General features: G+C 52.5%; 15 protein-coding genes. 12 read left to right on the top strand and 3 right to left on the bottom strand.

All coding sequences use genetic code 11. From position 1 onward, the window contains the following. Positions 1-97: 97 nt before the first annotated feature. Both galU and priA read left to right on the top strand, forming a co-directional pair. A complete protein-coding gene (gene galU, locus OEL83_12300) occupies positions 98-973 on the top strand; it encodes a UTP--glucose-1-phosphate uridylyltransferase GalU (protein MDK9707821.1) in 876 nt (291 codons plus the stop codon). Then, the gene (priA, locus tag OEL83_12295; protein MDK9707820.1) at positions 970-3,504 is read left to right on the top strand and encodes a primosomal protein N'; all 2,535 of its coding nucleotides are present in this window, start codon (positions 970-972) and stop codon (positions 3,502-3,504) included. Before galU ends, priA begins: the two co-directional genes overlap by 4 nt. A gap of 45 nt (positions 3,505-3,549) precedes the next feature. On the opposite strand, the gene OEL83_12290 is transcribed toward priA, so the two are convergent. After that, positions 3,550-4,245 (bottom strand): hypothetical protein, encoded by a 696-nt coding sequence (locus OEL83_12290; protein MDK9707819.1) that lies wholly within the window; start codon positions 4,243-4,245, stop codon positions 3,550-3,552. A 42-nt stretch (positions 4,246-4,287) separates the two neighbouring features. Continuing rightward, on the bottom strand, positions 4,288-5,838 hold the full coding sequence (locus OEL83_12285; GenBank protein MDK9707818.1) for a GGDEF domain-containing protein: 1,551 nt from the start codon (positions 5,836-5,838) through the stop codon (positions 4,288-4,290). A 362-nt stretch (positions 5,839-6,200) separates the two neighbouring features. Between OEL83_12285 and OEL83_12280 the strand changes: the two genes are divergently transcribed. From OEL83_12280 to OEL83_12235, 10 genes are all read left to right on the top strand, one after another. Beyond that, complete coding sequence (locus OEL83_12280; GenBank protein MDK9707817.1) at positions 6,201-6,476, top strand: PqqD family protein; 276 nt, start codon at positions 6,201-6,203, stop codon at positions 6,474-6,476. Beyond that, positions 6,469-7,314, top strand: a complete 846-nt coding sequence (locus OEL83_12275; protein ID MDK9707816.1) for a hypothetical protein — start codon at positions 6,469-6,471, stop codon at positions 7,312-7,314. Before OEL83_12280 ends, OEL83_12275 begins: the two co-directional genes overlap by 8 nt. 191 nt (positions 7,315-7,505) lie before the next feature. Continuing rightward, positions 7,506-8,531 (top strand): FAD:protein FMN transferase, encoded by a 1,026-nt coding sequence (locus tag OEL83_12270; protein MDK9707815.1) that lies wholly within the window; start codon positions 7,506-7,508, stop codon positions 8,529-8,531. A gap of 1 nt (position 8,532) precedes the next feature. Next, positions 8,533-9,879, top strand: a complete 1,347-nt coding sequence (locus OEL83_12265) for a Na(+)-translocating NADH-quinone reductase subunit A (GenBank protein MDK9707814.1) — start codon at positions 8,533-8,535, stop codon at positions 9,877-9,879. 51 nt (positions 9,880-9,930) lie between these two features. Beyond that, positions 9,931-11,139, top strand: coding sequence for an NADH:ubiquinone reductase (Na(+)-transporting) subunit B (locus OEL83_12260; GenBank protein MDK9707813.1), 1,209 nt, complete (start codon positions 9,931-9,933; stop codon positions 11,137-11,139). Beyond that, positions 11,132-11,926, top strand: coding sequence for a Na(+)-translocating NADH-quinone reductase subunit C (locus tag OEL83_12255; GenBank protein MDK9707812.1), 795 nt, complete (start codon positions 11,132-11,134; stop codon positions 11,924-11,926). Before OEL83_12260 ends, OEL83_12255 begins: the two co-directional genes overlap by 8 nt. Before the next feature lie 69 nt (positions 11,927-11,995). Beyond that, the gene (locus OEL83_12250) at positions 11,996-12,619 is read left to right on the top strand and encodes an NADH:ubiquinone reductase (Na(+)-transporting) subunit D (protein MDK9707811.1); all 624 of its coding nucleotides are present in this window, start codon (positions 11,996-11,998) and stop codon (positions 12,617-12,619) included. Then, positions 12,619-13,227 carry an NADH:ubiquinone reductase (Na(+)-transporting) subunit E gene (gene nqrE / locus OEL83_12245; GenBank protein ID MDK9707810.1) on the top strand — a complete coding sequence of 203 codons (609 nt, stop codon included), beginning with the start codon at positions 12,619-12,621 and terminating at the stop codon, positions 13,225-13,227. Before OEL83_12250 ends, nqrE begins: the two co-directional genes overlap by 1 nt. A 53-nt stretch (positions 13,228-13,280) precedes the next feature. Then, the gene (nqrF, locus tag OEL83_12240; protein ID MDK9707809.1) at positions 13,281-14,501 is read left to right on the top strand and encodes an NADH:ubiquinone reductase (Na(+)-transporting) subunit F; all 1,221 of its coding nucleotides are present in this window, start codon (positions 13,281-13,283) and stop codon (positions 14,499-14,501) included. A gap of 269 nt (positions 14,502-14,770) precedes the next feature. Continuing rightward, positions 14,771-14,986 carry a hypothetical protein gene (locus OEL83_12235; GenBank protein MDK9707808.1) on the top strand — a complete coding sequence of 72 codons (216 nt, stop codon included), beginning with the start codon at positions 14,771-14,773 and terminating at the stop codon, positions 14,984-14,986. Positions 14,987-15,083: 97 nt separating this feature from the next. Here OEL83_12235 and OEL83_12230 read toward each other — a convergent pair whose 3' ends face one another. Next, on the bottom strand, positions 15,084-16,133 hold the full coding sequence (locus OEL83_12230) for a KamA family radical SAM protein (GenBank protein MDK9707807.1): 1,050 nt from the start codon (positions 16,131-16,133) through the stop codon (positions 15,084-15,086). Position 16,134: the final 1 nt, after the last annotated feature.

Here is a 16,134-nt window from a genome sequence, read left to right as displayed (position 1 = left end):
TGGCCGTCGTAGATAAAGTGTGGTAAGTCTCCCGCAAGTGATTTGCCCGGATACTTACCATACCAACTGGCTTCCTGTTACCAAAAAAGAGGGTTTTATGAAAGTACGCAAAGCTGTTATTCCTGTAGCCGGCCTGGGCACCAGGTTTCTCCCTGCGACCAAATCGATTCCCAAGGAAATGCTTACCATAGTCGATCGTCCGACCATCCAGTATATCGTTGAGGAGGTCGTGGCTTCGGGAATCGATCAGGTGATATTCGTCACCAGCGAGGGAAAATCGGCAATTGAAAATCACTTCGATTACAACTTCCATCTCGATGCGGTTTTAAAGGAAAAAAAGAAGGTTGTATTGGGTGAGGAACTCAATAACATCTCCAACCTGATCGATATCGTTTCCGTTCGTCAGAAAAAACCACTTGGTTTGGGGCACGCCATCTGGACCGCCCGCCACGTCGTGGGGAATGAGCCTTTTATGGTGCTTCTTGGCGATGATCTGGTGCTCAGCAAGGTTCCCTGTGCCAAGCAAATGCTTAACTTGTTTGAAGATGTCGGCGAGTCTATCGTCGCCATTCAGCATGTGCCGCAGAAAGAAACCTTTCAATACGGTATTGTCGAGGGGGAGAAGGACGAGAGCCGCGAGCACACCTATAAGGTATCACGGATGGTCGAAAAACCGGCACCGGGGACCACCGATTCCGATATGGCGATCATTGGCAGATACATCCTTATGCCGGAGATATTCGAGATTCTCGATACCACCACTCCCGGCCATGGCGGCGAGATTCAGCTCACCGACGCCCTTCTTGCCCTGACCAAACGGCGAGCCATGTACGCCTACGAGTTTCAGGGCACACGTTTTGACGCCGGTGACAAAATGGGTTACCTCAAGGCGATCATCGCCTATGGTCTCAGGCATCCAGCCCTCGGCAAAGAGCTGCTGGAGCATATGAAGGAGATTGTGGCCGGCCAATGACCTATCTGGAGGTCGCTGTAACCGCCCCTCTTGAACACACCTTAACCTACAGTTTGCCGGCGCGACTGGAGAACGGTGAATCTGGTTCTGAGAAACCAGGGCTCATCGGCCGAAGGGTTTTGGTGTGGCTTGGCAACCGGAGGGTGACCGGATATGTCGTCGGCCTCCAATCACCTGCGGTGCAACCTGCCTATCAGGTAAAGGAGATCCTTGAATTCTCAGACGATTCTCCGCTCTTCCACGAAAATCTCGTACCTTTTTACCGCTGGGTCGCCAACTACTACCACTATCCGCTTGGCTTGGTGATGAAAACCGCCTTGCCCGGCGGCCTTACCACTCGCAGCCAGAAAAAGCTCGTTTTGGCAACGGATGGCGAAAGCCTGGCCGCTCATTTTCCGGAAAAGCTCCCGGAATGGCTGGAAGAAATAAAAGCCCACGGCGAACTAGGACTACGGGAAAGCGCCCGGGTTCTAGCAGACAAAGAAAGCAAGAAACTGGTCGGTAAGTTGCTGAAAAGCAAAGCCCTCTCCCTGGAAATTGCCCTGTCCAAAGATGCGGTCAAGGAAAAATCCGAGACCTGTTATGCCATAACGCGCGAGGATTTACCCTTGCCTCTCAATTCTGAGGTACTTCCCGAGGCGATAAAGTGCTATCGGCAGGATATTAGCAATGAACTGGGAATAATGGTTGGTCTTGCCGAGGCTCGCGCTCTGTATACCCTTCAGCAACTCGCCCAAGACTATCACGACAAGGCCGTTTCCCTGAAGGACCTGCGAAGCCACTGCGGCGCCGGGGCTTCCCAGGCCATGGCGAAATTGCTCGAAAAGGGCCTGGTGGTTGCAAGCAAAAAGCGGGTTTTTCGTACCCCCTTCGGTGAACAGTTCCGCTACTATCCACGGCCGGAGAGGCTTTCAGAAGAACAAAATGCCGTACTGAGCAGTATTCTGCCGGCCATTAAAAAGGCTGTTTTCACCCCCTTTCTTCTCCACGGAATAACCGGATGCGGCAAGACCGAGGTCTACCTTCAGGCGGCCGAGGCAAGCCTTGCCGCAGGCAGGGATGTGCTGATTCTGGTTCCGGAGATTGCCCTGGCAACACAACTGGAGGCCCATCTGCTGTCGCGGTTTGGCGACCAGGTAGTCCTGCTGCATTCCGGTCTGTCGGCGCCCGAAAGGTTCGATCAGTTTTCTCTCGCCCTGACCGGTAAGGCCAGGGTAGTTATCGGGGCAAGGTCAGCAATTTTCGCCCCGCTCAAGGATCCGGGGCTGATTGTCGTCGATGAAGAGCACGACAGCAGCTACAAGCAGGATGACAGCTTTCGTTACCATGGACGAGACCTTGCCGTGCTGCGGGCGCGCCACCATAACAGCGTGGTGATTCTTGGGTCGGCGACGCCCTCAATTACCAGCTACGCCCATGCCCAGTCGGGCAAATATACCCTCCTGACCATGACTGAACGGGTGGGCAGCCGGTCGCTCCCGGCGGTAAGGCTCGTTGATCTCAATACAAAGCAGGCAAAGGATCATAAAAAGATCATTCAACCGGATCTCCTGGCGAAGCTGCACGAGAACCTCGCCGGTGGCCGACAAAGCATACTTCTTCTCAATCGGCGGGGTTTTTCCGCGGTAGTCCTCTGCCGGGATTGCGGCACGCCGGTGCAGTGCAGTCATTGCCATGTGTCACTGACCCTCCATAAGGGTAAAAACCAATTGGTCTGCCATTACTGCGGGTTCACCATGCACGGCCAAACAATCTGTATGCAGTGCCGTTCGACTGATCTTGTCCCTGCCGGATTTGGTACCGAAAGGGTGGAAGAGGAGGTCAGGGAACTTCTGCCGGAGGCAAGGCTCACCCGACTCGATTCGGATACTGCCTCGGACCGGAAGAAATTTCTGGCAACCCTTGCCGATATGCATAACGGCAAAATCGATATCCTCATCGGCACCCAGATGATCGCCAAAGGCCACCACTTTCCCAATGTTACCCTGGTCGGGGTGTTATGGGCTGACGGCGGGATGAGTATGCCGGATTTTCGGGCGGCGGAGAAAACCTTTCAGCTCCTCACCCAGGTAACCGGCCGGGCCGGCCGGGGCGATGAACCTGGGGAGGTGATCATCCAGACCATGCGGCCGAATCATTATGCCATCGTTTATGCCCGGGCCCACCAATACGACAAGATGTTTGACCATGAGATGAAACTTCGCAAACATCCGGTATTCCCGCCCTTTGTTCGCCTGATTGTTCTGAGGCTGCAGGGGCGGGTTGAGATGGATGTGCAGGGCCTTGCCTTGCGCGTCGCACGGCTCTGCCGGAAGCTTGTTGAGAAGGAAAAATTCCGCATTGAAGTCCTTGGCCCGGCCCCGTCGCCTCTGGACAAGATTAAGGATAAGTATCGGTGGCAGGTCCTTCTTAAAGGTACCGATACCGAGGAACTGCACGCGCTATGCCTTGCCGTGAAGGCCGAAAGAAATACTCTGCAGCAGCGCGACTGCGATCTGATTATCGATGTCGATCCGGAAAATATGATGTGAGCTTTTGCCACCTGCCGCCAAGACTAATGCGGCAGGGAGCAGCACCTATTGCGGCTTAAAAAGATGCGCCAAGGATTCGAGGTTTGAATCAATCTCCATTTCAAGGATCTGCCCCAGGCTATTGAGGGTGATGATGGCATTTTTATCGGCGTCGAATTGGGTGACGCTGTGGACGCGATCGAAAATGCCCTTATTTACCAGACGCACCAAGGCGTAATGATCCTTGATATCGCCGAGGGAAAAATGATCCCTCACCATTCCCTCATTCTGGTAGTATTTTCTCAACATATACATGGCGACGATGCGAAAGATTGATTCGTCAACCGTGGCAAAGGGCAGATGAAAGCGTGCCAGTGGCTTAAAAAACTCCATAATAGGACAGCCACTTATGGCAATGAGTAGACCTAGAATTGATGTCAGGCCTTCCTGGATCTTCGTCTCTTTCATTACCGTCCTGTCCGGAGATCTACAGGAAACGGTGCATTCGACATGGGAAGGAGTTGCCTTAAAAGTGGTAACAAGGTCGGAGATGGACAAGGCAACCGGACAATACGGATGCTCTTCCACCTTGAGCGTGCACGGGGCACATTGATGAAACTCTAACCTGGCCCATGCAGGAGCAATGATTGGGCAGGTGGCTATCTCATGGGAGAGGGGATCAATGATAACCGAAAAGGTGATGCACCGCAGGTCCGGCAGCAAGAAGGAGTACTCGTAGGCAGTACGGTCAGTTGGTGTCATCTCGGTGCCAAACAAGGGGGCGATGCCCCCTCGGAGAAAACCCTAAAATGCGAACCATTTCTTCTTCGGGGTGTAGCCAACGACTTTGTTGCGACCCTTTTCCTTCGCCTCATACAGTGCCTGGTCGGCCTGGCTGATGAGTGCGTCCTTGCTGAAATCATCCTCAACAGCCGGTTTGCCACAGGATTGGCCAAAACTTGCAGTTACGCGATATTCCTCGCGAACATCTCTAAAAACCGTCGATTGAATGACCGCACGTAACTTTTCAGCCACCACAAGTGCCTCAGGTGAGGTGGTTTCCGGGAGGATGACCACAAACTCCTCGCCGCCATAGCGGGCAAGAATATCGTATTGCCGAATATTTTCACGAATAGTCTTGGCGAATTGGGCAAGGACGAAGTCACCCACCTGGTGACCGTAGGTATCATTGAATTTCTTAAAGTAATCAATATCAATGAAGAGAAGAGAAAGGGAGGTGCTGTTGCGAATAGCCCGGCTGATTTCCTGGTCGAGGGCATTTTGAAAAAACCGGTGATTAAAAATACCGGTGAGGCCATCGACGTTGGCAAGGTTGTCGAGAATTTTATTCTTTTCTTCAAGGGCCTTGGTGAGGTTTTCCAGATTAATCTTGGCCTGGATCAACTGTTTGTTCATTTGCTCATAATCTAAATTAATGAGGCTGAGGCGGATATTGGCTTCCTGAAGGATCTCCTGGACGGATTTGCTGCTCTGCACCTTCAAGTTGAAGTAGGTGCCGGCCTCCTTTACACGGATGTGCAGCTGTTCGAGGATCGAGTCGATTGCCTCGGTGTTCAGTCCGAGGAGTTTTGCGGCCTCTTTCTGGAATTTTTTGTGATACGCCTCGGGCTTACTGGAAAAGAGAATATTGGTAAGGTGGTCGGAGAGATAGACCGCCCTGATCGTCGTCCGGATAGTAGCGTTGCTGCCGGTGTACTTCTCCGGATCATGGTGAAATTCAATGGGGGCAATCAACGATTCAGGAAAACCCCAGCTTTTGGCAACCGTCGTCCCGATAAGGGTGTGATCAACACCAAATACCGATTGCTCAGCGACAAAGGATTCTTGCTGCTCAGAACTGATTCCTTCAATGACCTTTTCATAATCCTGTGGAAAGGTTCTGGCAAGGATCAATTCCCCGAGATTTTGCAATAATCCGGTTACGAATCCTTCCTCGGCGTCAACGCCCTTCACCTGCTCAAGAATCAGTCTCGCCGCAACCGCCGAGGCCAGAGATTTTTCCCAAAATTTCTCGAAATCAAAGCGATTGGGCGTTTTTCCGGCCTTTATGCTTAGAAATGAAAACGACAGGACAAGGCTGCGCACCGCATTCATCCCCAGGATACTCACAGCCTGTTGAATGGAACCAATCTGCTGGGGAAAACTGTAGAATGCCGAATTAGAGACCTTTAATATCTTTGCCGATAAAGAAATGTCGCGGGAAACAAGGTCACCTATGTCAGCGAGGGTGGCATCTTCCTTGGCGGTCAGTGAAATGAGCTTCGAAGCGACTGTTGGTAAGGTCGGAAGCTCGGTGGAGTGGAGAATTTGGTTGAGCAGTTCTTCTTGGGTCATATCGCGAAATCCCATTGTAAAGATGAGGAGTGAATACAATAGTTGTTCGGTAAATTATACCGATTACTGAGGAAGAAGCAAAGGCCGACACGGAAAAGACCTGTTTTTGAAAGGAATATTTGGCGACAGGATTCGATCTTTTTGGGCGTTTGTCGGCTTTTGATTTACCTGTAAACTCCACATTGTAAATGCAGTTCCTCGAAATACCTTGACCGATTTTAATATTTTCGTTACCGCTCTGGTAAAACATCTGAGGAACTGAAAAGGCTGTCTCTGGTATGCCACCGTCAGATTGGCATTGGCAAATGCGACTGTCCAAAATTCCATACATTTTGAATCTCTTGCCCGGAGGGAATTGCCAAATGAAAGATAGTCAGATACCCGTTTTAAATGAAGGCTTTAAACTGGAGAAATTTGACAATGAGGTTCTTCTCTACTCGGTGAGTGATACCAGGGCTGTGTACCTCAACGACACCGCTTACCTGGTGTACGGCATATGCTCGTCAGGGCGGAATATTGGGGAAATCATTGCTTTGCTGGAGGATGCTTATCCCGAGGACAAAGCCGCCATCAGGGGCGATGTGATCCTTGCCCTCAAGCAGCTTGTCAAAAACGGAGCTGTTGTCCTCAATGATTAGCGGGCATCAGGTTTATACCGTGGGGCTTTTCGGGCGAAACGTCGAGATTGAATATAACTGCAAAGAGGCTGGGGATTTCATCAACTTTCTCTTTCAGGATTTGCCGCCGGGCGATGGCCCAACCGCCAAGCGGCGCTTTGAGCTCATTTTTGTAGGTAAACCGGTACGGATGTCACTCTGGGAGGGCGAGAAGAAGATCTATTTTGGTGAGTCAGCGCATACTCTGGCTTATATCCTTGCCAATGAAATCCTCCACGAGTGTATTGTTGACAACAACATCGACCAGGCAATCCATGCTGCCGCAGTACTCTGGGGCGGCAAGAGTATCCTCCTGCCCGGTAAAAGCGGTTCCGGTAAAAGCAGCCTAGCCGCTTGGTTGGCATTACAGGGCTGCACCTATCTCACCGATGAACTGGTACTCCTGACCCAGGACGGATTGATCGGCGCTTTTACCAGGCCAATTTCCCTGCGCAGAGCAACGATCAAAGCTCTGTCCGGCGGCACGATTGGCCTGGATTTGTCGAAGTGCATAGCCGGAGCCGAAGGGGCAATGGTGCCGCATCGCCTGCTGAATCCCCGGTGGTCTGCTGCAACGCCGCAGCTTTCCTGTATAATTTTTCCGGAATTCATCAACAACCAGCCACCCGTCCTTACCAGACTGTCCAAGGCCCAGGGGTGCATGCAACTTCTCGGCTGCTATGTTAATGCCCGGAATTTTTCCGGACATGGCTTCAGCGAGCTTGCGGAAAATTGCCGGAATGTCGTCTCCTATGAACTGAAATTTGGCAGTTTTGCCGGTTTGCGCGAGGTACTTGACCCTGTTTTTGGTGGGGAATAAGCTTGTTCCCGACATAATGGGGGAGTTGGATACCTCATTTATATTCCCGCCAGTGTTCAGACAGAACTCGCAGGCCACTTTTCTTCGTCTTGGTATTTTCATTTCTTTCAACTAATGTTTGTGTTTATAGTAACTAAACACCAATCTTTAAGGACAGTTCCCTGTTTGCAATCTTCATTGAGGATAAAGAAATGGGCACGCAGTCAAGGACATTGAATGTTTTCAGCCGCCGAAGGTTTATGCAGATTGTCGCCGTGGCCGGAGCGGCAACCGCCAGTTGGCAGCTCGGTCTTTTCGGAGCCGGCAAGCGCCTACAGTCGGCAAGAAGAAGCCAGCCGATTATGGGTACGGTACTGAACCTCACCGTTTATGGTCTGGACCGGGATCGTTGTGAAGAGGCGTTAACACAGACAATCGCCACCATGCAGGGCCTTGAGGCAAAGCTCAGTCGGCATATGGCGACCAGCGAACTTGCTGCCCTCAACCACAACGGCTTTCTTGAAACACCCGGAACAGATCTCCTGCAGGTGATCGCCATGGCCGGCGATATCAGCCGGAAGACTTCCGGCGCCTTCGATGTCACTATGCTGCCGCTGCTGCTCCTGCATGAGGAGAATCGCGGCAATAATGACCATGTAGATTCCACACGCTTGCTCCAGGCGCAAAAGGCCGTCGGCTATGAAAGACTTGTCCTGGATGGGTCTGGACTGCGCTTGCTGGATACCGGGATGGGGGTGAGCCTCGACGGTATTGGCAAGGGCTATATTGTCGACCGGGGTGTGGCTGCCCTTAAGGGCCTTGGTTTTCACAACGTCTATGTCGAGGTGGGCGGTGATCTTATGGTCAGCGGCCAAAAGGATGCTGAGAATCCTTGGCGGATCGGCATTAGAAATCCACGGCCGCAACAGGAACACAAGCTGGTGACCCTGGCGGTGAGCGACAAGGCGGTTGCCACCTCCGGCGACTATCTCCAGGCCTTTACCCCTGACTTGCGGCACCACCATATCATCGATCCACGCAATGGCTTTTCGCCACCGGAACTGGCAAGCTGCACCGTTACCGCCCCTACCGTAGCTCTTGCCGACGGGCTGGCAACAGCGCTGATGGTGCTCGGCAGGGCTGATTCCCTGGACCTTGTTGAGTCGATGGACGATTGCGAGGCATATATGGTTGGCAAGGATCTGCAGATCTCTCATACGACAGGGTTTTTTAGCTGATATGAAGACAGTGAAGCTGAAAAAGGGGCTGGACATTCCGATATCCGGTGCCCCCGAACAGAAGATCCGGCAAGGCAATGAGCTGCGGCAGGTGGCCCTTGTCGGCGACGATTATATCGGCATGAAACCAACCATGCTGGTCAAGCCGGGCGACCGGGTTAGTACCGGACAACAGCTTTTCACCGACAAACGTAACCCTGGGGTGATCTTTACCTCGCCCGGTTGTGGTGTGGTGACGGCTGTCAATCGCGGTGAAAAGCGCAAGTTTGAGTCGGTCATCATCGACCTTGACGGCGATGAAGGGGTGAACTTCTGCGAACCGATGGATACCCCGGAGAAACTGCAGCCGGAGGTCATTCGAGGATTGTTGATTAACTCTGGATTGTGGACCGCCTTTCGGACCCGACCCTACGGCAAGACGCCGTTCATCGGTTCGGACCCGGCCTCCCTCTTCATCACCGCTATCGACACCGAGCCGCTCACAGCCCAGCCGCATGTTGTTCTTCAGGAATACCAGGCGGAATATCAGCTGGGCCTGAGAGCTTTGCGACGCCTCTTAACCGTCCCCATCCACTATTGCACCGGGCCCACGGCATTGCAGGCTTATGAGCAGGTGGACGGCCTTGAGTACTGGTCCTTTGAAGGCCCCCATCCGGCAGGGCTGCCTTCAACCCATATCCACTTTATCGATCCGGTTCACGACACCAAGACCGTCTGGCACATCGGCTATCAGGATGTCATTGCCATTGGTGGTTTGCTGCATACCGGTCGGTTGTTCACCGAGCGGATTGTCGCCCTGGCCGGCTCAGGAGTTATTCAGCCGGCCTTGGTAAAAACCAGATTGGGCGCCTCGCTTTCTGACCTTTGCAAAAGGGAGGTCTCGCTTGAAAAATCACGGACCATCTCCGGTTCCGTGCTTTGTGGCCGTGAGTCGAAGGGCACAGCCGCCTACCTGGGGCGTTTCCATAATCAGGTTTCCATTATTGCCGATTCGAACGGCAGATCACTCTTCAACTGGCTGCTGCCGGGCAAAGGCCGATTTTCCATGAAACCGGTGTTCGCCTCGGCATTTTTCAAAAGTACCACCTTCCCGATGAGCACGGCGCTTTGGGGCGGGAGAAGGGCTGTTTATCCCCTTGGCACCTATGATCAGGTTATGCCCCTGGATATCATTGCCACCTCGCTTCTTAAATCGATTTCCAAGGGCGACACCGAAAAATCCAAGGCCCTCGGCTGCCTGGAACTCATTGAGGAGGATCTTGGCCTCTGTGGCTTTGTTTGCCCGGGCAAGAATGAATTCGGGCCATTTTTGCGAGAGATGCTTACCGCGATTGAGCAGGGAGGCTGACATGGTCATGATCCATATCCCAAATTCTTTTCCCAGGGTGAGTGTTTGCAGATGAAATTGTTAAATAAAATAATGGAACGAGCAGGCCGGCACTTTGCCCCGGGCAGCCGCTTTGCGCGTTGGTATCCGCTCTTTGAGGCCTTTGACTCCTTTCTTTTCGGTTCTAGCCTGACCACCAAGGCCGCCCCGCATGTTCGCGATTCCATCGATCTGAAGCGGATAATGACCACCGTCCTGATTGCCCTTTTGCCCTGCGTCTTTATGGCGGTCTGGAATACCGGTTATCAGGCGAATTCGGTTATCGCTGCCATGGGCCTGTCCGGGCCGGACGGCTGGCGGGGGGAAATCATGGCCCTGGTCGGCTGCGACCCGCAAAGCCTGCTTTCTAACTGTCTGCACGGCAGTCTCTATTTTTTGCCGATCTATATTGTCACCATGGTTGTCGGCTCGATCTGGGAAGGCCTCTTCAATATGCTTCGCGGCCACGAGTTTTCCGAGGCCTTTCTCGTCACCGGCCTGCTTTTCTCGCTGACCCTGCCGCCGACCATTCCTCTCTGGCAGGTGGCCATCGGCATCAGTTTTGGCTTGGTATTCGCGAAAGAAGTCTTTGGCGGGGTAGGCCGCAATTTCATGAATCCGGCCCTCGCCTCGCGGGCCTTCATCTACTTTGCCTACCCGGCGCAGATGACCGGCGATTCGGTGTGGACGGCGGTTGACGGAGTCTCCGGTGCCACCGCCCTTGGTCAGTTTGCCGCCGCCCAACCCGGTCATACCCTTGACGGGCTGAATGTTACCTGGCTGCAGTCTTTTCTCGGCACCATACCCGGCTCTATGGGCGAGACCTCGACCTTGGCCTGCCTCATTGGGGCCTTCATCCTGCTGATTACCGGCATCGCCCCCTGGCGGGTCATGGCCTCGACCCTTATCGGCGCTTTACTTTCTGCCTGTTATTTTTACATTCAAGGGAGCAGCGTCAATCCTTTGTACGGGATTCCGCCGCATTGGCATCTGGTGGTCGGTGGGTTTGCCTTCGGCCTGGTGTTTATGGCCACCGATCCGGTGTCGGCAGCCCACACACCGGTCGGCCAGTGGCTGTACGGCCTGTTGATCGGGGTGCTGGCGATCATGATACGGGTCGCCAATCCGGCCTATCCGGAAGGGATCATGCTGGCCATTCTCTTGGGTAATGTTTTTGCTCCACTGTTTGACTATTTTGTTATCCAGGCCAATATAAAACGAAGGAGGGTACGCCATGGCTGAAGAATCCATTGCCAAACCCTTTTATACCGTGCTCATTCTCGCCTTTATCTGTTCGGCTCTGGTAGCCGTTGCGGCGGTTGGCTTGCGACCGCAGCAGGACGCCAATCGCGATCTCGACCGTAAGAAACATATTCTCTACGCCGCAGGCCTCTATGATAAAAACCGGACCATAGAGGAGATGTTCGCGCCGATCGAGACGAGAGTCGTCGAACTTGCCACCGGTAATTTCGTAGCGGATGATACGATCCGGCCGGAAACCTACAAGCAATTGAAGGCGGCCTTGTCCGATGACACCGGCCGCCAGCTGAGCAGCGCTGAAGACCGGGCCAGGCTGCGCCGCCTGGAAAAGTATTCCCTGGTGTACCTCGTTAAAGACGGCACAAAAGTGCAACAGTTTATCCTGCCGGTGCGCGGCAAGGGTCTCTGGTCGACGATGTTTGCCTATGTTGCCCTGGACGGCGATCTGACGACCATTCGCGGCATCTCTTTTTATGAACACGGAGAGACCCCCGGTCTTGGCGGCGAGGTAGAAAACAGTAGGTGGCAAGACGGTTGGCGGGGCAAAAAGGTATACGATGATGGCGGTAGAATCAGCCTCAACGTCGTCAAAGGCAAGGCAGCAACCGAGGAGCCGGCAAAGCACTTTCAGATCGACGGCCTGTCAGGTGCAACACTCACCACCAAAGGCGTCAACAACCTTATGGAATTCTGGTTTGGTGAGCATGGCTTCAAACCCTTTTTCAGCCAGCAGAAGATTGTTGGATCCGCAAACTCAGGAAGAGGCTAAGGTATACCAAGGCATGAAAAAAGGTGTCAAACAAATACTCTAACCTAAATTCAACCTAAGAAGAAATCCATGGCTGAAAGCAATCTTAAACTGCTAACCAACTCCGTCTTCAAACGCAACCCCATCGCTTTGCTGGTCCTCGGTATCTGCTCTTCGCTGGCGGTAACCGGCCAGATGACCACCGCCCTGGTAATGTCGATCTGTGTTGGGCTGGTAACCGCCTTTTCCAGCATGACCATCAGTCTCGTTCGCCACCAGATCCCAAGCAGTGTGCGGATCGGTCTGCAGATTATCGTTGCCGCCACCTTGGTCATCCTTGTTGATCAGCTTCTCAAGGCCTATTATTTCAGCCTCTCCAAACAGCTTTCGATCTATGTCGGGCTGATTATCACCAACTGTATCCTCTTGGGCCGGGCCGAAGGTTTTGCCATGTCCAATCCGCCGCTGCCAAGTTTTATCGATGGTATCGCCAATGGTCTCGGGTATGGTTTCATTCTTATGTCGGTGGCTTTCGTCCGGGAGTTGTTCGGCTCCGGCAGCTTGTTCGGTATTGAGATTCTGCCGCTGACCACCAACGGCGGCTGGTATCTGCGCAACGGTATACTGGTTCTGCCGGTATGTGGCTTTTTTCTCATCGCCTTGATCATCTGGGGATTGCGCAGCATCGATCCCAGCCAGCAGGAGAAGGAATAATGGACCACTATTTTAATATTGTTATCCGCTCCATTTTTCTTGAGAATCTGCCGCTCAGCTTTTTTCTTGGTATGTGTACTTTTATCGCCATCTCCAAGCAGGTGAAGGCGGCCGTTGGTCTCGGCGCGGCGGTGCTGTTTATCCAGGTGATTACTGTGCCGATCAATAATCTGATCTACACCTATTTGTTAAAGCCGGGGGCTTTGGCCTGGGCCGGGCAACCGGAGCTTGATCTCAGTTTCCTCGGATTGCTGACCTATATTGCTATCATCGCCGCGGTGGTGCAGATCCTTGAGATGGTCATAGACCGCTTTCTCCCGGCCCTCTACAACACTTTGGGTATTTTTTTGCCCCTGTTGACGGTCAATTGCGCCATCTTTGCCGGCACCCTTTTTATGGTCGAAAGGGATTATACCTTCGGCGAAAGTATTGCCTACGGTTTCGGCTCCGGTGCCGGATTTTTCCTGGCAGTGGTCGTTTTGGCCGGGATCAGAGAACGGCTTGAATACGCCGATCCACCGGTAGGTTTACGTGGACTCGGGCTCACCTTTGTAACAGTCGGCTTGATTGCCATGGCCTTTATGGGCCTGGCCGGATTTGAGATGTGATGATTTCTCACGGAGAAATACTCGTAAAGGCAAGTGCTTGAGGGATTGGTGCAATGATAGAAATACTTTACGGAGTGCTTTGCTTTCTCGCCATTCAGATGATTCTGGTGACCCTTATTGTTATTTCCAAGAAAACCTTGTTGCCGGAGGGTGAGGTTACCATTGAGGTTAATGACAGCAAGAAATTCCAGGTCAAACCGGGAGGCAAGCTGTTAACCACTCTCTCCGACCAGGGGGTCATCTTATCGTCGGCCTGTGGTGGCGGGGGCAGTTGTGGCCAATGTCGGTGCATCGTTGAAGAGGGTGGCGGCAGCATCCTGCCCACGGAAAAATCGCAGATCAATAACCGCGATGCCAAGCTTGGCATGCGCCTGTCCTGTCAGGTGGCGATTAAAAGGGATTTGAAGATCAAGGTGCCGACTGAGGCACTGGAGGCAAGGAAATGGCATTGCAAGGTGCTCTCCAATAACAACGTTGCGACCTTCATAAAAGAGTTGGTAATCGGCTTGCCGGAGGGCGATGGCGTCGACTTTAAGGCCGGCGGGTATATTCAGATTGAGGTTCCGCCCCATTCTCTCGAATACCAGAGCTTTGAAATCGATGACCGATTCCTCGCCGATTGGACCAAGTTCAAGATGTTTCAGTACAAATCCCATGTTTACACGCCGGTCACCAGGGCGTATTCGATGGCCAATTATCCGGGTGAAAAAGGCATAATCAAGCTCAATGTGCGAATCGCCAGCCCACCTCCGGGCCAGGATACACTGCCTCCAGGCAAAGCTTCTTCCTATGTCTTTAATCTTAAGGCCGGCGATGAGGTGACTATCTCCGGTCCTTTTGGTGAGTTTTTTATGGACGACAGCGACTCTGAGGTTATCCTGATCGGTGGTGGCGCCGGTATGGCTCCCCTGCGAAGTCATGTCTTTGATCTCTTTAAGGATAAAAACACTAAACGGAAGGTGTCCTTCTGGTACGGTGGCCGGAGCCTCAAAGAGGTTTTCTATACCGAAGAGTTTCAGGAACTTGAAAGAAAATTCAGCAATTTCTCGTTTCATTTGTCCCTGTCAAACCCCTTGCCAGAAGACAACTGGACTGGGTCAACCGGTTTTATCCACCTGGTTCTCCTCGACCAATACTTGAAAGACCACCCGGCGCCGGAGGATATCAACTATTACCTGTGCGGGCCACCCATGATGAACAAGGCAATCTTTACCATGCTTGAGGGCCTCGGAGTGGAAAAGACCAACATCCATTACGACAACTTTGGCGGTTAGACTCTTTAATGCTTATAAGCATTTTATGGCTACTTTTATTCTTACCTTGATCATCAGCTTCGGATTGTTGCTTGTGGCGCTATTTTCCCTCAGTTACTGCAAGCGTCGGCAAAACCGAACCAGCCATGGATTAACTGGAATGTGCCACAAAACTGGCGGCGCAATGTGCAGTTCATGCAGCGATACGCTCCAATTTTCAAACCGCCCCCCTTTACACACTGCCACCGACCATCAATTCTTCCAGGATTCCCACAAAAGGTCATAAGGTCATGAAGGGACGCCAGTTCCCATTGAATTTCCTGCTTGACGAGGTGTTTGAGGTGATTGTTGATGGTAAAACCGGCAATTATACCATTCGCGATACAGGCAAGCTTTTTCCTCTGGCATCTGAAAAACCAATCAGCACCGAAAGCCGAGGGGTATTGGCGATTATAACGATTAGCCGACGGATTGCCGGCCGTACACCGGGGTTCCAATTGCTCTGATCCCTGCTTATGAGCAGATCATTCGGTGGTAATGGGTTTACACTCGATTGTCTGTCAGCAATCTGACAAAAGCAGATATTGGTCGAAGGAGTGCATCTTAGAACCCTTCACCGGCCTCAGGGTAGGTACAGACATCGCCTTGATAATTATGGAAAACAAGGTCCTTACCCTTGAGCATGATATATTGCGGAGTGAGAGGAATCTTGCCTTTCCCGCCCGGGGCATCGAGTGCAAAAGTCGGAACGGCCATGCCGGAGATATGGCCGTATAACTGCCGCATGATAGCAATTCCGGTTTCGGTGGAAGTACGGAAATGATTGGTTCCGCGGGTGAGATCGGCCTGAAATAAATAGTAGGGCTTTACCCTGATACGAAGGAGGCAAAGCAACAGCTGTTTGATGGTTTCAGCATTGTCATTCACCCCTTTCAACAGGACGGTCTGGCAGCCGAGGGGAATTCCCGCGTCGGCCAGCATAGTGCAAGCAAGAGATGATTCCTTTGTAATTTCCAGTGGGTGATTGAAGTGGGTGTTAATATACAGCGGGTGATGCCTCTTCAGGATGTCGACAAGCCCTGGAGTAATGCGCATGGGCAGTACTGAAGGGACACGGGTGCCGATGCGGATTACCTCTATGGAGGGGATTGCTCGCAGATTGCCGAGGATGTCGGCAATTTCTTCATCAGGTAACAACAGCGGGTCGCCACCGGACAAAAGGACTTCTCGGACCTCTGGATGATTTCGAAGATAGTCATAACCGGCGGCAAGAGTGGCAGGGGTGATGCGCATTCTCGCCGAACCGACCATTCGCTTTCTTGTGCAAAATCTGCAGTACATAGCGCATTGGTTGGATACCAAAAACAGCACCCTGTCGGGATACTTATGCACAAGGTTGGTGACAGGACTGAGGGCATCTTCTCCGAGTGGATCGGCCATACAGACCTTATCGTCGAGCTCGGCGATGTCGGGAACCGCCTGCTTCCAGATTGGGTCACCAGGGGATTGTATCAATTTTGCAAAATATGGATTTATTCTCATGGGAAAGTCTGCTATTACTTTCCCGAGCGCGCGATCATCGCACTCCAATTGACTCATTAATCCATCAAGTGTGGTAATACTGTTTTGCAGTATGAGTTGCCAGGTTTCCATG

This window comes from Desulforhopalus sp. (assembly GCA_030247675.1).
In the GTDB taxonomy this organism is placed as follows: Bacteria; Desulfobacterota; Desulfobulbia; order Desulfobulbales; family Desulfocapsaceae; genus Desulforhopalus_A.
Note: the sequence above shows the minus strand (reverse complement) of the source record. Positions and strands in the feature narration are given on the sequence as shown.

Coding starts and splice junctions, on each gene's coding strand:
- OEL83_12255 (MDK9707812.1), top strand. CDS start 11,132: ATGGCTGAAGAATCCATTGCCAAACCCTTTTATACCGTGCTCATTCTC.
- nqrF (MDK9707809.1), top strand. CDS start 13,281: ATGATAGAAATACTTTACGGAGTGCTTTGCTTTCTCGCCATTCAGATG.
- OEL83_12250 (MDK9707811.1), top strand. CDS start 11,996: ATGGCTGAAAGCAATCTTAAACTGCTAACCAACTCCGTCTTCAAACGC.
- OEL83_12235 (MDK9707808.1), top strand. CDS start 14,771: ATGAAGGGACGCCAGTTCCCATTGAATTTCCTGCTTGACGAGGTGTTT.
- OEL83_12230 (MDK9707807.1), bottom strand. CDS start 16,133: ATGGAAACCTGGCAACTCATACTGCAAAACAGTATTACCACACTTGAT.
- OEL83_12275 (MDK9707816.1), top strand. CDS start 6,469: ATGATTAGCGGGCATCAGGTTTATACCGTGGGGCTTTTCGGGCGAAAC.
- nqrE (MDK9707810.1), top strand. CDS start 12,619: ATGGACCACTATTTTAATATTGTTATCCGCTCCATTTTTCTTGAGAAT.
- OEL83_12270 (MDK9707815.1), top strand. CDS start 7,506: ATGGGCACGCAGTCAAGGACATTGAATGTTTTCAGCCGCCGAAGGTTT.
- OEL83_12285 (MDK9707818.1), bottom strand. CDS start 5,838: ATGACCCAAGAAGAACTGCTCAACCAAATTCTCCACTCCACCGAGCTT.
- OEL83_12260 (MDK9707813.1), top strand. CDS start 9,931: ATGAAATTGTTAAATAAAATAATGGAACGAGCAGGCCGGCACTTTGCC.
- galU (MDK9707821.1), top strand. CDS start 98: ATGAAAGTACGCAAAGCTGTTATTCCTGTAGCCGGCCTGGGCACCAGG.
- OEL83_12290 (MDK9707819.1), bottom strand. CDS start 4,245: ATGACACCAACTGACCGTACTGCCTACGAGTACTCCTTCTTGCTGCCG.
- priA (MDK9707820.1), top strand. CDS start 970: ATGACCTATCTGGAGGTCGCTGTAACCGCCCCTCTTGAACACACCTTA.
- OEL83_12265 (MDK9707814.1), top strand. CDS start 8,533: ATGAAGACAGTGAAGCTGAAAAAGGGGCTGGACATTCCGATATCCGGT.
- OEL83_12280 (MDK9707817.1), top strand. CDS start 6,201: ATGAAAGATAGTCAGATACCCGTTTTAAATGAAGGCTTTAAACTGGAG.